Raw genomic sequence first — 14,773 nt, forward strand, 5'->3', positions numbered from 1 at the left:
TTTTTTTAAAGACCTATTGCTATAAGCTCAGCTTATAGAGGATATGAGATTAAGTAATTATACTCACGCTTATGATTTTCTGCTATTAGATTTATTTCAAGATTGCATTAGGAAGCGTCTTAGCTAAACAACCAAACAAACAAATGAACGAATCAAAAATACTAGAGAAGGAAAAAGTCGTAGCTGAGAAGCTCAATGGTAGATTTGCGATGATTGGCTTTATTGCTCTTATTGGCGCATATCTAACAACTGGACAAATTATCCCAGGTTTTGTATAAATGGATTTTATATCTAAGAGGCAAGGATATGTACCCCTAAAGGTGGTTCCTTACATATTCTTTGTTGCAGTTGTTTTAAGCATCACAACTACAAATACATTCGTATAGTTTTTAAAGCTTACATATTCGTTGAAGTCAGCTAGTAGGCATACAGGCTGACTTTTTTAATGGTTATTTCACCGCTACTTTGGGGTTTTTAAATTAAAACCAGTAATTAAAAGATTGAGAATATTATATTAAACCTTTACTTTTATAACCTCTATCAAATTACTGGAGATTAATTTCAAATTCAGGTCTAAATTTAGTAAGTTTTGAAATTTCTAATTCGAGTTCCTCTTGGGAATTAAAACCTAAAACTTCGTAGGAATCCAAACCTAAGGAAGTCTCTTGTTTTTGTGCTAGTTCCATTTTTTCATAATTTATAACTTCATAATAGATTTTTATGATTTTAAAGAAATACTAAGTTTTACATTCAACACCTTCAGATATCTACCTTTGTAGCAGAAAAGTGGACCCGTAATCGGAAGTCCACTTCTGATAAATTTCTTTTTGTGTTTTAGAAATTCCAATGACACTACTACTATCAAGAAAGATATCAATGCCATTATGGGAGTAACTTTTGCGGTTAAGTGATGACTTAAGGAGTTTTCTTTTTGCCTTTAAGAATCATCAGCAAAGGCAGGCCAATTAGCATCAGACTCCCATCAATTAATAAAAAATTATTTAGATTCATTTATCCATTCCTTTAGGGGTATCCCAATTAAGGGGTATCCCTTTTTTAACTGGTTCTTTTTTCATATCATCCATCTCTTTTCTGATTTTATTGTAGTACGCTAACTCTTCAGGATCATCAGAACCCAGACCATAATTCATGGTCGCTGCAAGATAAATTCTGTGCATCCGATATGACGATAGTGGCATCTCTCAATACATTGTTCGTTAAAAGTCTAAAATATGTAAATCTTATTTAAGACTAATTAGTTTTAACTTAAATTCAGTATATCCATCTAGATAGTGCCCAATTAGTTAACTTTAGAGTTCTATCTTGGATATTGCTTGGTTTCCAGGAATCATATTTTTCAAATTCTTATAAACTCAGTTATGTAGATACTTCTTGTTCATGCCCTCGTCGGGACTTGAACCCGAGACCTCTCCCTTACCAAGGGAGTGCTCTACCGCTGAGCTACAAGGGCAATATTAAAGTGGGCCGGGTTGGATTTGAACCAACGTAGGCAGAGCCAGCGGATTTACAGTCCGCCCCCTTTAACCACTCGGGCACCGACCCCCACTATTTGAACTTATCAGTTAATGGTCACTTTGTGTGAAAATGTTTTGGTTTTTTTGTTTATTTCTAGATAGCATTTAATAGAAAAGAATTTATTGTAAATGAATATTTTATTGATAAATGGCCCAAATTTAAATTTATTAGGAACTAGAGAACCTGAAATATATGGCAATAAAACATTAAATGATATTGAGAAAGACTTAACTAAACTTGCTCAAGAAAAGAGTATTAATCTTGAATGTTTTCAAAGTAATCATGAAGGAGAAATAGTAGATAAAATTCAGGATTCTGTAAAAAGTATTCAAGGGATTCTAATAAATGCTGGCGCTTTCACTCATACCTCGATTTCCATTAGAGATGCTTTAATTGGATCAAAAATTCCATTTGTAGAGTTGCATATTTCAAATATTTTTAGTAGAGAAGACTTTCGTAAAGAATCTTTTCTTACTGATAAAGCTATAGGAATAATTAGTGGGTTCGGTATATCTAGTTATTCCCTCGCTCTCGAAGGAATAATTGGATATTTAAGTAGTAAAAATTAAATGCTAGTTGATTTTAAAAGGCCGCTTTCCAGTATTAAATATTTATCGTCATTTACCTCAGATGATTGGATCAAACTCGCATTATCTAATCCAATCGATATTCTTATTGATCATGCTCATTGTGAAAGAAAAGCAGCAGGTGTTGCGATTCAATTAATGTTTAGATATCCATCAGAACCAAATCTGGCTGAAGTTTTAAGTCCAATTGCGAGAGAGGAATTAGAGCATTTTGAAAAAATACTATATTTTTTAAAGGATCTTGGACATTCTCTTAAGGCTTTAAAACCGCCACCATATGGTGCTGAATTAGCTAAGAATATTAGAAAGGAGGAACCCAATAGGATGTTGGATAGTTTCTTAATTGCAGGACTTATTGAAGCAAGAAGTCATGAAAGATTAGGTTTACTTGCTCTGAATTCTGAAGAAGAATCTTTCAAAGTCCTTTATGATTCTTTGCTTGAGAGTGAGGCAAGACACTTTGGTATTTATTGGAAACTCGCGCAAACTAAATTCTCTAAAAATCAAACTTTCAAAAGGTTAGAGGAATTGTCTAAGATTGAATCAGAAATACTGGCTGAAACTTTTTTTATGCCAAGGGTTCATAGCTAAAAATCATTTAGTTAAATTAATAATGATAATAAAAAAAATTTTAAGAAAATTTATAAGAGCATTTACGAGTTATAAAAATGATTTGGTATCATTGACCATCGTTGGTGTTGGCCCTGGAGACCCATCACTTTTAACAATTGCTGCAGTAGATGCAATTAAAAAAGCGAACGTTATAGTTTTTCCAGTATCAGATGATCAAAAAAAGAGTTTTGCTGCTGAAATAGTCAAGAAATATACCAAATTTAAAAAAAATATACCTATCATTTTCCCAATGGCTAGGAGGGATTTTAATCCTGATGAAATATGGTCTATTGCAGTAGAAAAAATTGTGAAATTTATACAAAATGGCGAATCAGTAGTTTTACTTTGTCTTGGAGATACTTCAATATTTGCAAGCTCTTCTAATATTTTGAGGATAATCAAAAATAATCATCCCGAAATCATTACCAATACCATACCTGGTATATCTTCGCTTTCAGCAGCAGCAGCTTTGAATGATTTTGATTTAGTTAAAAAAGGTGAAACTTTGATAATTAAAGAATGCCCTTCTTCTAACTCAGAATTAACATCCCTTATCAGGGAAAGTAGAGTAAATAAAACGGTCTTAGCAATCATGAAGGTTGGGAAAAGATGGAATTTAGTAAGGGAAATATTAAAAAAAGAAGATATTATTAATACATCATTAATAGCTTTAAATGTTGGGATGTCTGATCAAATTATTCAATATGCATCTCAATATAAGAATGATATTATGCCTTATTTCTCTTTGATTTTGATAAGGTTTGATTAATGAATAAATTGGAAAATTTCGTAGGGAATCAATTTACATGGCCAATATGTAAGGAACTATTATTTCTAGTTCTTGAAGATAAAGTGAGTGATGTTTTTGTTTGTGAATTAGTTTGGGAAAGACTTTTTTATAAGAGAGAAATAACTTCTAATGTTTGGTTTCCTAGTGCATTAACTCCTACTTATTGGTCAGAAAAATTTGTAGAGGCTCCTCAATTCATTTCAGAGCGAATAGCATCAGTACATTTGACGCGAACAATTCCAAAGGAACATAAACAGGGATTGAAAAATTTTCTTAATTTTAAAGGTTATAAAATTAATGAACTCTATCCAAGAAGAACTAGAAGAGCGACCGCTGTAAATTGGTTGATTTATTGGGCATTTGAAAATGATTGTTTTTCAAATGATAATAATGTTATTCCAAGTCCTAGTTCACCGCCTGCGAATCCAGTAAAAGGACATTTTGGCGATCCAGAAATCAAATAAAATTCTTTAGTAAGGTAATTGATTCTATTAAAGGTATAGTTGTATTAGAGAGTACTTTCTTTGGAGATAAGAATTGATTCTTCCAACAATAGCAATTATAGGAAGACCTAACGTTGGGAAATCAACTTTGGTGAATCGTCTTTGCCAAAGTAATGATGCAATAGTATTTGATAAGCCTGGCGTTACAAGAGATAGAACTTATCAAAATGCTTCATGGGGAGGTAAGGAATTCCAAATAGTTGATACTGGAGGGTTGGTTTTTGATGATGATAGTGAATTCCTGCCAGAGATACGAACTCAAGTTTATTTAGCTCTTGAAGAGGCTTCACTCGCTTTACTTGTGGTTGATGGAAACCAGGGTGTTACTGATGGTGATTTATCAATAGCAAAATGGTTAAGGAACTCGAGCTGTAAAACAATTGTTGCTGTAAATAAATGTGAATCTACTACTCTTGGAATCTCTTTAGCTTCTGAATTCTGGAAACTAGGATTAGGCGAGCCTTACCCAGTTTCTGCTATTCATGGTTCAGGTACTGGCGATCTTTTAGATCTCGTGATTGGCGAACTTCCTGAAAATAATATTCAGGATGAAGAAGAAAAGATAATGATGTCAATTATTGGTAGGCCAAATGTTGGTAAATCTAGTTTGTTAAATTCGATCTCAGGAGAAACAAGAGCAATTGTTAGTGATATTAGTGGAACGACAACTGATTCAATAGATACACTTATTAAAAGAGGTGATAATCAATGGAAAATTGTTGATACTGCTGGGATTAGAAGAAAGAAAAATGTGAAATATGGTACTGAATTCTTTGGTATTAATAGGTCTTTTAAATCTATAGATAGAAGTGATGTTTGTGTATTGGTTATAGATGCTTTAGATGGAGTAACTGATCAAGACCAGAAATTAGCAGGGCGAATAGAAGAACAAGGAAGAGCTTGCATAATTGTTGTTAATAAATGGGATCTTGTTGAAAAAAATAGTTCAACAATCTATCAAGTAGAAAAAGAACTTAGATCTAAACTTTATTTTTTGCACTGGTCAAAAATGATTTTTATATCGGCCCTAACGGGACAAAGAGTTGAAAATATTTTTGAGCATGCTCTTAATGCTGTTAATCAACATAGAAGAAGAGTTACAACATCAGTGGTTAACGAAGTGCTTAAAGAGTCGATTAGTTGGAAAAGTCCTCCAACTAAAAGAAGTGGTAAGCAAGGAAGGCTTTATTATGGTACTCAAGTAAAAAATAAACCTCCCACCTTCACACTTTTTGTAAATGACCCTAAATTATTTGGAATAACTTATAGAAGATATATTGAAAAACAAATTAGATTAAATTTAGGCTTTGAAGGAACACCTCTTATTTTACTTTGGAGAGGAAAACAGCAAAGAGCTTTAAATAAAGAAGTGGAAAGGGAAAATATTGAGTTAATTCAAAAAGATTAATGAATATACTTACCAAATTTTCTGTTGGTCAATATGTTTATGGCAATAGAAGTTGGCTAAGAATTATAGATAGTAGATTGAAATTAATTATAGTAATGATATTTTTAATCACTCCAATTTGGGCAGGTCCTATATGGAGATTGAGTTTAGTGGGTTGTTTACTATTAATTACTTTTTTCAGTTTATTGCCATCTAGAGTATGGTGGCGATCATTATGTTTGCTCTCCTTCTTATCATTAATTATTGGATGTATTTCAATACTTGCTTCTTCTGATATTCAATCCCTTGATAGCTATTTAAGAAATCCCAACGAGTTGCAAGTAGTAGTGGAAAACTATAAAAAGTGGAATATTCTGGAAATCCCTTCACAGAAGATATGGTTTATAAATTTTGGTCCTTATAACTTATCAAGACAAGCTTTTGAATTAGGAATAAAAACCTCCACTTTGATATTTACTGTTATTCATAGTGTTAATTTGATGCTTTTAACTACATTACAAGAAGACATTGTATGGGGATTAAGTTGGTTTCTGTATCCATTAAGAAAAATTGGATTACCAATTAGTAAGTGGCTTTTTCAGTTATTAATTGCATTGCGTTTTATTCCTTTAGTACAGGAAGAATTTCAAAATATAATTAAATCATTATCAGTTAGATCAATAAATTTTCGAAACTTAGGAATTAAGAAATCCTTTAATATTTTGTTGATTTTAGTGGAAAGGTTATTTCAAAATATATTTCTGAGAATTGATCAAGGAGCAGAATCATTGCTCTCTAAGAAAGAAATTATTATAAAAACTAATAGATTTAGAACTTTTTATTCTTCGGGCCCTCTCAATGTAATTGTTAATACATTATCGATATGTTTTATTTGCATAGCAATTTTTCTCAGAAAACTGTATGGTGCATTATAAATAACACGATATTTAAGTTTGAGTTCCGAGCGTTATTTAAACCATCCAACATTTGGTATGTTGTACCAAGTCTCTCCTGGGAATGATGGAAGAGATATTTATGCGACTTTATATGCCCAAAAAATGTTTTTCATGGTAGAAGTAAAACAAAGAGAAGTATTTTTTGAAGTTATACCTTATTTAGATGCCCGTAATCAGGCCGAATTAAACCTTCAAAAAGCTAGAAGAAAAGGATCTGAAGAACTATCTAAATGGGAGAATTTGTTCACTCAAACGTTCTTATAACAGGTGAATCCTTCAAATTTTTTAAAAATTAAAAATAAAATTCCATCAAATGTAAATATTCTTGCCGTAAGTAAAGGATTTAAAAGTCAAGAAATCAAGACTATTCAAAATATAGGTCAGAATGATTTTGGAGAGAGCAAGTTGCAAGAGGCTTTTGAAAAGCAATTGACATTAAAAGACCTTAAACAAATAAAATGGCACTTTATTGGACGAATACAAAGTAATAAAATAAGAAAAATAGTGCAAAATTTTAACTACATTCATTCAATAGATTCATTTGAACAGTTGCAAAAGATTTCTAATATTTCATGTGAAGAGAAGAAGAATCCATTATTAATGTTGCAGGTTAAGTTGAGTGATGACCCTACTAAAGGAGGTTTTAATCCTGAACTCTTAATAAAGAAATGGGGAGACATTAAGGAATTGAAAAATATCACATTAACCGGTTTGATGACTATTAATCCTAGAGGACTAAGCTCCAAGAAAAATTTAGAATTGTTTAAAAAATGTCGCACCCTTGCTGATTCTCTTCAACTTCCAGATTGTTCAATGGGAATGTCAGGAGATTGGGAGGAGGCTATTGAAGCTGGATCAACTTGGGTAAGATTAGGCTCATTGATTTTTGGAGATAGATCCTAATTAGTTATTTTTTATAAAATTCTTATCTATAAACTTGCAGTAAAGTACAAGTAACGTTATTTAAGTATAGGTAGTTTATTCATTTAAAAATGAATCTATTACTTAAGGTTCCCATACCTTAGTAATCAATTTTAAGAGGATTTAAAAGGTGTCACTAATTTCTAGATTAAAGGCAGTTGTTGCAGGTGATGAGTATCTCGATGATGATTTTGATGAGTTGGATTACGCATCAGAGGATGAATTAAGTGATATTAATGATTTCAAACAAAATCAAAGAAACTCAAATGCTCTTGCAAATTCAAATCCATTCGATTTTATGAATAACAATAGATCATCAAAAGTTGTTGGAATGCCTGGGATTTCAAATTCATCCTCAGAAGTAAGCTTAATGGAACCAAGAAGTTTCGATGAGATGCCTCAAGCTATACAAGCATTAAGAGAGAGGAAAACTGTAATTCTTAATTTAACTATGATGGATCCTGATCAAGCGCAAAGAGCGGTTGATTTTATTGCTGGAGGTACATATGCGATTGATGGCCATCAAGAGAGAGTGGGTGAAAGTATTTTTCTTTTTGCACCAAGTTGTGTCAATGTAACTAGCTCTTCTTCAGAAGAAGCTTCTCCTTCTAATGTGCCTATAGAAAATACACCACAATATAGTTTAGGAAAAAACACTACTCCTGAACCAGCATGGGGTAATTCTAAATTAAGTGCTTATTCATGATTAATCTGTGACTGATAAAATTGCGATTATTGGTTTTGGAAATATTGCAAAGGCTATAGTAACTCCTCTATTAGATAAAAAATTAATTCAGCCTGAGAATGTTTATTGTGTTGTAAATTCAGAAAAAAGTTTAGTAAATATAAAAAAAAATTATAAATATAATATAAACGTTTATAAATCCGGTTCTAAAGAGTCCAAAATAATTTGGGATTGTCAATATAAACTTCTTTCGATAAAACCCCAACAATTTAATGATATAAGTGAGACTCATCATATAAAAAACAAGGATAATTTAATAGTTTCAATTCTTGCGGGGGTTTCATTAAATAGACTTACTAAAAAGTTCCCTAATCATAAATGTGTGAGGGTGGTTACAAATATTCCAATAATTATTGGAAAAGGTTTAACAGGAATTTCTTGGGGAGAAGAAATTACAGAAGATCAGAAAATATTTACAAAACAATTATTTGAAAATACTAGTAAAATTTATGAATTTAGTGAAGATTACCTTGATATATTTTTAGCCTTAACTTCATCAGGGCCTGCAATTATTGCTTTAATTATAGAGGCATTAAGTGATGGAGGATTGAGCGGTGGATTACCAAAAATACTTTCAGAGGAACTCGTTATGGAAATGATAGTAGGGACTACTAGTCTAATAAAAGAAAATAAACTAACTACTTCTGAGCTTAAAAATTTAGTAACTTCTCCAGGTGGAACAACTATTTCTGCTTTAAGGGTTTTAGAAAAAAAGAGTGTAAGGTCAGCATTAATTGAATCAATAGTTTCAGCTAGTAATCGAAGTAAAGAGTTTCGTTAGTTTTTTAAATTATCTTTTAAATTCATATAAACTTTTTCAAGTGAATTTATATTTTTAGTAATTGTGTATCTCTCAAGTATACGTTCTCTAGCTTTTTCTCCAAGATCTTTTGTAAATGAAGGATGTTCTACAAGAATTGGGATTATAGTTTTTAATTGTGCAGCCACATTATCAGTTGAAATTACTATGCCTGCTCCGTTATCTAAAACTTCACCATCAGCGCCGGCATCTGTAGCTACACAAGCAGTACCAGCAGACATTGCCTCTAAAAGTGATAATGATAAACCTTCTACTAAGCTTGGTAAGAAAAATACTTCTGCTATTTGCATTATTGCTACCCTAGTTTCTAAATCTAATTCGGCTCCCCACCAAATTAATTTCTCATTACCAAGGTTAGAAAAACTATTTTCAAGTGTTGGCTTCATTGGTCCATCTCCAACAATAACTAATTTGCAATTTTGAGTTTTTGTTTGGCGCCAAGAACGTAAAAGTGCCTCGATATTTTTCTCATTGGCAATCCTACCCATATATAAAAAGATTCTTTCATTTCCAAGTTTGTTTTTTACCTGATCATATTTTTTATTTTTTTCGAAAAAAGGTTTCCAAATATTCTCATCAACACCGTTTGGAATAATTATTTGTTTTTCTTTAGGTACGCCTAATTTATAAAGAACATTTTTTTGAAGTTCGGAAAAAATGATTATTTTATCGAACTTTGATAAAGAGGGAGCATAAAGTTGATATGTTAATTGTTGAGTGCTAGCAGTTAAATTTCTATTTTTTGCATCAAATGGTGGGTGAAATGTTCCTATGAGTGGAAGATTAATTTCATCACAAATCTCTGGAAGTCTAAAGTCTAAAGGAGATAAAGTTAAGCTTGCATGTACTAAATCAGGCTTTAATCTTTCCAATGATAGCCTTAGCTTCTTTTCTGCTCTTGGTGAGGGTATTGTATAAACTTGGGACTTAATTAAATATGGAAGACTTACATCAGGATCATTTGCCAGAAATAATGGTTTTGATGAATTTGAACTAGAAGGATTGTCGAAATGAATAAAACTAATTTTATGACCTCTGGCCTTTAATTTCTCAGTAGTTGAATTGCCATAAGTTACATTTCCACAAAAAGGAGATTTCTTACCCAACCAGGCAACATGAACCACATTGATTGAATTAACTATTTACTAAATTAACAGTCAGAGCACCCAAGATCATAATTTTAAAATTTATTGATAGTTTATGAAAATGTTAACTATATATTTCTCTCAACATTTTTAGTGAAGATAGATCTTTCTCTAGTTGAGTAGAGATCCAAGTTTCAATAATAAATAATATTTTAAGCCAGACTTTTTTAGGTCCTAATAACTCTCCATCAGATTTTATTGGCAATTCGGGGAAAAGAAGTCTCTGTAATAGAGCAACTTCAGATGCATTTATTTTAAGATTACTTTGAGGATCTTCCATGGACGAAAACCCTTCAATTGGCAAATAATAACAACTCCATTCCCAATTTCCTAAAGGCGGAATAATAGGTTCTCCAGTTTTACAGCAATGATGAATTGGTAAATTTATACCTCCAATGGCTAATAGATGGATTAAAGATTGAATACTGATTGCGAGCATTTTAATATCTTCTTCTTTTGATTCTTCATACAAATAAATCCTATCTAGATGCGCAAGAACGCAAGATAAATAGTTTTGTTGCTTATCATTATTACCTACTAATAAAAAAGTTAATTCAGTTATCGCTTGCGCGGCTGCAAGGCATTCAATATTTTTTCCTAGACCAGAATAGCTTTTTAATATTTTAATTTGACGTACAGATTTAAGATTTCTTTTCCCAAAAATTTGCAGACTTAAATATGTTAATGGAGTAGCTGCGGCAAGACTACTTTTAGGACGTCTAGCACCAGGTACCGCTAATCGAACAATCCCTTGCTCATCAGTAAGAATAGTAATTAATCTATCATTCTCGCCTAATGGAGAAGCTTTAATACAGAGACCTTCTAGTCTGCACTCACCAGAACCAGACATTTAAATAACCTTTACTTCTTGAAAAATCTCACAAAAATTAGAAGTTCCAACGCAACTAATTCCATTATCAAACAAATCAATAACTTGTGTCAGTTTTTTTATACCACCAACAACTTTGATGTGATTTTGGGAGCCCGTTATTTTTAATATTTCCGCTACATCATTTAATGTAATAGGCGGCCCAAACCCGTCCCCGAATTGAAAATTTTTTATTCCTAATTCCAAAGATATTTCTATCGCATTGTATAAAACTTCTTTTTGTAGTTTTGATTTATTTATGATTATTGAAACTGGTAATCCAGATAACTTCACTTGCTCAATTTCAGCAGCGAAAGTTTCTAAGTTTCTTTTGGATAAATTGATAAAGTTTGGGATATATTCAATTCCGTTTGCACCTTTATCTTTTGCAAAATTAACTAATTCTTCAATAAATGTAACGGGTAAATCCGCTAAAGGGTAAGAAATGAGTGCGTTTATGTTTGCACTGTAATTGCTCAAACGGTTTTTAAAATCATCTAAATAATTAATTGAAGTAGAAATATTCTTGATATTATATTTTTTTATTAAATCGCAATTCGCGCAGAAATCTTCCCAGGTTAAATAAGGGTTAATAATAATGGCATGAATTTTTTCGTTTAATTCATATTCAATATTGGGCATTTAAAAGTTATTTGGATTGAATCAGTCCATAACCTCCATGTTTCCTCTTGTATATAACTTGAAGTTCATTATTTTTTTTATTTCGAAAAACATAAAAATCATGATCAATTAGATCTAATTGTTTTCTTGCTTCTTCTGATGAAATTGGATTCATTTCAAAGTATTTATTTTTTATAGATGGCTCAGGCAGACTTGCTTCTATTCCTTCTTTAAGTAAAGCTTCATCTAAAAATCTTGATTCTGTATTTTCAATTGGGAAAGACTCTTTATTTTTAAATTGATTATTATGAATTGTTTTATTGTTTCTTTCTTTGTATTTACGTAATTTTCTACAAAGTTTATTTGAAACTAAATCAATGCTTGAGTATAGATTTTCAGTTTTTTCTTCGGCTCTAATTACGGTCCCATTTGCAAAGATAGTAACTTCTGCAGTCTGGAAGGAGACTCTTGGATTTTTTTCTATTGAAAGGTGTATGTCGGCTTCTTTAACGATATCCTTATAGTGATGTGTTGCTTTTTCTATCTTTGCCTCAGTATATTCTTTTAATGCTCCAGTGAGCTCAAGATTTTTCCCATGGATTAAAATTTTCATAACAAATCTAAAAATATTTACTTACTTTCTAAATCTACTTAAATATGGTTAATAGAACAGCAATAATTAAACAACCTGATAATATTTCTTTTTTCAATGATGTTTATAAATTACAAAAAGAATATCAGGAGGCATTGATTTTAGATAACTCTAACCCTGATTTTATTTGGATAGGTGAGCATCAACTCTGTTATACGTTGGGGAGAGGATCTAATTACGATAATTTATTATTTTCTTTGAATGATAATAATTATGATGTTTTTAAGATTGATAGAGGTGGTGAGGTTACTTGTCATATGCCAGGACAATTAGTAACTTACTTGGTGTTAAATTTGAAAAATTTTAATAAAGATTTAAATTGGTATTTAAGAAAAATTGAAGAAATTATTATAAAAATTCTTGGAACTTTTAATATAGATTGTCATTCAAGAGAGGGGCTCACTGGTGTTTGGATAGGAAATAAGAAAATTGCTTCAATTGGAATTGGTTGTAAAAGATGGATTACAATAAATGGATTTTCAATCAATATTGACTGTGAATTAGAAAACTTTAATAAAATTGTTCCTTGCGGGATAGAAAATTGTCTTATGGCAAATATGATTGATTACAACAAAAATTTAAATATTCAAGAAGTCAAAAGAATTGTTAAAAAAATCATTCAGGAAGAATTTAATTTTGATTTTGTATCAAAATAGAAATTAAAATTTCAAAATCAATTTAATATGGGTGATTTAGCCTACTGGCCTTCAGCTAAACCTCTTTCTGAAAAAGATAAATTTGCTAAAAATAGAGATTTTATTAAGAACCTTCATCATATAGATCAAATTTGGGAAAAATTAAAATTTAAATGTGGTGATACTTTAGCTGTTTGCGATTTAAGAGGGAAATATAAAGAAAAATTTTCTTATTCTGAGCTGGCTGATTTAATAACAAAAGTCTCTTTTTCTTTTAAAAATTATGGTTTAGTAAAGGGGGATGTAGTTACTGTAATATCTGAAAATTCTCCAAGATGGCTAGTAGTTGATCAAGGCTTAATGCGTTTAGGAGCAATAAATGCAGTGAGAGGTATTAATTCTCCTTCAGTAGAATTAGACTATATTATTAAGCACTCTAATTCAGTAGGTCTAATAGTTCAATCTAAGGAGATTTGGCTAAAGTTAAACAACAAAGAAGTATTAAAAAAAAGACTGAAATTTATAATCAATTTAGAAGATGAACAATTTGAAAGTTTAATAAGTTGGAATCAATTTTTAAGAGCAGCAAAAAAAGAAAATTCACAAAATAATAATCTTGAAAAAGATAATCCAAAAATTGATGATGTTGCTACTATCCTTTACACTTCTGGGACAACAGGACAACCTAAAGGCGTCCCCTTGACTCATGCAAATTTTTTACATCAAATCATCAATTTAGCCTATATCGCTGATCCAGAATCTGGGACCTCTGTATTAAGCGTGTTGCCTATCTGGCATTCTTATGAGAGGAGTGCTGAATACTTCTTTTTTTCATGTGGTTGTTCTCAATACTATACAATTCCTAAATTTTTGAAAGATGATATTACACAAATAAAACCTGTTGTCATGGCTACTGTACCAAGACTATGGGAGGCAATACATGATGGGTTTTTTCAGGCGTTGAAAAAAATGCCTTCCAAAAAGCAAAAACTTATTAAGTTTTTGATAAGTAATAGTTCAGTTTTTAAAAGAAGTATAAGAAAGATAAGAAATTTAGATATCAATCAAATAGCTTTTAAGTCAAAAATCCCCTTACTGGTTTCTGTTATTGGCCGATATCCTTTACATAAGTTGTCTACTATTTTTTTATGGCCGAATATTCTTAGACAACTATGCGGGGAAAAACTAAAATTTCCCATTAACGGCGGAGGTGCATTGCCAGAACATGTGGATCTTTTTTTTGAATCTTTAGGTGTAGATGTTTTGGTGGGATATGGACTAACAGAAACTAGTCCAGTATTAACTTGTAGGAGAAGAGAATTAAATGTTAGAGGATCATCCGGTCAGCCTCTAGCATTTACTGAAATCAAAATAGTGAATGATGATAAAAAAAAGATTCTGAAGTTCAGAGAAGTCGGAAAAATTCTTGTTAAGGGACCACAAGTCATGAAAGGTTATCTTAAAAATGAATTGGCTACAAAAGATGTTTTGTCCAAGGATGGTTGGTTTGATACTGGTGATTTAGGTTTTCTAATACCAAATGGTTCTCTCTTTATAACAGGAAGAGCCAAGGATACAATAGTGCTATCAAGTGGTGAAAATATAGAACCGAATCCGCTAGAGACCGAAATCCTTAGTTCTGAATTTATTAATCAGATTCAACTAGTAGGTCAAGATAAGAAATGTTTGACAGCCCTTGTAGTGCCTAATTTTGAATTGGTTAAAAACAAGTTTTTGGAAGAAGACCTTTCAAAATTAAACCTGAATAAGAATATTGGTACATTTTTTAAATCACAAATTAATAATTTGCTTAAAAGTCGATTAGGAGCAAGATTAGAAGAACAAATATTAGATTGTTATTTTGTGGATGCCTTTACTTTAGAAAATGGTTTGTTAACACAAACTCTTAAACAAAAAAGAAAAGAAATAGAAAAAAAGTATTCATTACAAATAGAAAATATGTATGAAAACAAATTTAGTAAGAAAATTTGATTT

At 31.2% G+C, this 14,773-nt stretch carries 19 protein-coding genes and 2 tRNA genes; 13 read left to right on the forward strand and 8 right to left on the reverse strand.

What is annotated here, in order from left to right; translation table 11 throughout:
• Positions 1-143: 143 nt before the first annotated feature.
• On the forward strand, positions 144-278 hold the full coding sequence (locus tag HA146_RS01975; RefSeq protein WP_209107913.1) for a high light inducible protein: 135 nt from the start codon (positions 144-146) through the stop codon (positions 276-278).
• Between the two features lie 267 nt (positions 279-545).
• Here HA146_RS01975 and HA146_RS01980 read toward each other — a convergent pair whose 3' ends face one another.
• From HA146_RS01980 to HA146_RS01995, 4 genes are all read right to left on the reverse strand, one after another.
• Positions 546-686, reverse strand: a complete 141-nt coding sequence (locus tag HA146_RS01980; protein WP_209107914.1) for a hypothetical protein — start codon at positions 684-686, stop codon at positions 546-548.
• 321 nt (positions 687-1,007) lie between these two features.
• Positions 1,008-1,199, reverse strand: a complete 192-nt coding sequence (locus HA146_RS01985; protein WP_209107915.1) for a hypothetical protein — start codon at positions 1,197-1,199, stop codon at positions 1,008-1,010.
• 200 nt (positions 1,200-1,399) lie between these two features.
• A tRNA-Thr gene (locus HA146_RS01990) sits at positions 1,400-1,471 on the reverse strand.
• Positions 1,472-1,481: 10 nt separating this feature from the next.
• A tRNA-Tyr gene (locus tag HA146_RS01995) sits at positions 1,482-1,563 on the reverse strand.
• A gap of 101 nt (positions 1,564-1,664) precedes the next feature.
• Between HA146_RS01995 and aroQ the strand changes: the two genes are divergently transcribed.
• The 10 genes from aroQ to proC all read left to right on the forward strand — a co-directional run bounded on the left by aroQ (position 1,665) and on the right by proC (position 8,818).
• The gene (aroQ, locus tag HA146_RS02000) at positions 1,665-2,105 is read left to right on the forward strand and encodes a type II 3-dehydroquinate dehydratase (protein WP_209107916.1); all 441 of its coding nucleotides are present in this window, start codon (positions 1,665-1,667) and stop codon (positions 2,103-2,105) included.
• A complete protein-coding gene (locus HA146_RS02005) occupies positions 2,106-2,714 on the forward strand; it encodes a tRNA-(ms[2]io[6]A)-hydroxylase (protein ID WP_209107917.1) in 609 nt (202 codons plus the stop codon). It begins immediately after the preceding gene.
• Between the two features lie 22 nt (positions 2,715-2,736).
• Complete coding sequence (gene cobI / locus HA146_RS02010) at positions 2,737-3,504, forward strand: precorrin-2 C(20)-methyltransferase (RefSeq protein ID WP_209107918.1); 768 nt, start codon at positions 2,737-2,739, stop codon at positions 3,502-3,504.
• Positions 3,504-3,989: a DUF1823 family protein gene (locus tag HA146_RS02015; RefSeq protein ID WP_209107919.1), complete on the forward strand. Its 486-nt coding sequence runs from the start codon at positions 3,504-3,506 to the stop codon at positions 3,987-3,989. Before cobI ends, HA146_RS02015 begins: the two co-directional genes overlap by 1 nt.
• A 73-nt stretch (positions 3,990-4,062) precedes the next feature.
• Positions 4,063-5,436 carry a ribosome biogenesis GTPase Der gene (gene der, locus HA146_RS02020; RefSeq protein WP_209107920.1) on the forward strand — a complete coding sequence of 458 codons (1,374 nt, stop codon included), beginning with the start codon at positions 4,063-4,065 and terminating at the stop codon, positions 5,434-5,436.
• Positions 5,436-6,350: an energy-coupling factor transporter transmembrane component T family protein gene (locus tag HA146_RS02025; protein WP_209107921.1), complete on the forward strand. Its 915-nt coding sequence runs from the start codon at positions 5,436-5,438 to the stop codon at positions 6,348-6,350. Before der ends, HA146_RS02025 begins: the two co-directional genes overlap by 1 nt.
• A gap of 18 nt (positions 6,351-6,368) precedes the next feature.
• Positions 6,369-6,635 carry a PII-interacting protein PipX family protein gene (locus HA146_RS02030; RefSeq protein WP_209107922.1) on the forward strand — a complete coding sequence of 89 codons (267 nt, stop codon included), beginning with the start codon at positions 6,369-6,371 and terminating at the stop codon, positions 6,633-6,635.
• A 3-nt stretch (positions 6,636-6,638) separates the two neighbouring features.
• Positions 6,639-7,274 carry a YggS family pyridoxal phosphate-dependent enzyme gene (locus tag HA146_RS02035; RefSeq protein ID WP_209107923.1) on the forward strand — a complete coding sequence of 212 codons (636 nt, stop codon included), beginning with the start codon at positions 6,639-6,641 and terminating at the stop codon, positions 7,272-7,274.
• 148 nt (positions 7,275-7,422) lie between these two features.
• On the forward strand, positions 7,423-7,998 hold the full coding sequence (locus HA146_RS02040) for a cell division protein SepF (protein WP_209107924.1): 576 nt from the start codon (positions 7,423-7,425) through the stop codon (positions 7,996-7,998).
• 7 nt (positions 7,999-8,005) lie between these two features.
• A complete protein-coding gene (gene proC / locus HA146_RS02045; protein WP_209107925.1) occupies positions 8,006-8,818 on the forward strand; it encodes a pyrroline-5-carboxylate reductase in 813 nt (270 codons plus the stop codon).
• Here proC and HA146_RS02050 read toward each other — a convergent pair.
• The 4 genes from HA146_RS02050 to hpf all read right to left on the reverse strand — a co-directional run bounded on the left by HA146_RS02050 (position 8,815) and on the right by hpf (position 12,104).
• Positions 8,815-9,981, reverse strand: coding sequence for a glycosyltransferase family 4 protein (locus HA146_RS02050; RefSeq protein ID WP_209107926.1), 1,167 nt, complete (start codon positions 9,979-9,981; stop codon positions 8,815-8,817). The genes proC and HA146_RS02050 overlap by 4 nt on opposite strands.
• A gap of 85 nt (positions 9,982-10,066) precedes the next feature.
• Positions 10,067-10,852 (reverse strand): DNA repair protein RecO, encoded by a 786-nt coding sequence (recO, locus tag HA146_RS02055; RefSeq protein WP_209107927.1) that lies wholly within the window; start codon positions 10,850-10,852, stop codon positions 10,067-10,069.
• Positions 10,853-11,512: a 2-deoxyribose-5-phosphate aldolase gene (locus tag HA146_RS02060; protein WP_209107928.1), complete on the reverse strand. Its 660-nt coding sequence runs from the start codon at positions 11,510-11,512 to the stop codon at positions 10,853-10,855.
• Between the two features lie 7 nt (positions 11,513-11,519).
• A complete protein-coding gene (hpf, locus tag HA146_RS02065) occupies positions 11,520-12,104 on the reverse strand; it encodes a ribosome hibernation-promoting factor, HPF/YfiA family (RefSeq protein ID WP_209107929.1) in 585 nt (194 codons plus the stop codon).
• A 44-nt stretch (positions 12,105-12,148) separates the two neighbouring features.
• Here hpf and lipB point away from each other — a divergent pair, with 44 nt between their 5' ends.
• Together lipB and HA146_RS02075 are read left to right on the forward strand one after the other, a co-directional pair.
• Positions 12,149-12,799, forward strand: coding sequence for a lipoyl(octanoyl) transferase LipB (lipB, locus tag HA146_RS02070; RefSeq protein WP_209107930.1), 651 nt, complete (start codon positions 12,149-12,151; stop codon positions 12,797-12,799).
• A 27-nt stretch (positions 12,800-12,826) separates the two neighbouring features.
• Complete coding sequence (locus HA146_RS02075) at positions 12,827-14,770, forward strand: AMP-binding protein (protein ID WP_209107931.1); 1,944 nt, start codon at positions 12,827-12,829, stop codon at positions 14,768-14,770.
• Positions 14,771-14,773: the final 3 nt, after the last annotated feature.

Origin of the sequence: Prochlorococcus marinus CUG1416 (genome assembly GCF_017695965.1) — a bacterium.
GTDB lineage: Bacteria > Cyanobacteriota > Cyanobacteriia > PCC-6307 > Cyanobiaceae > Prochlorococcus_A.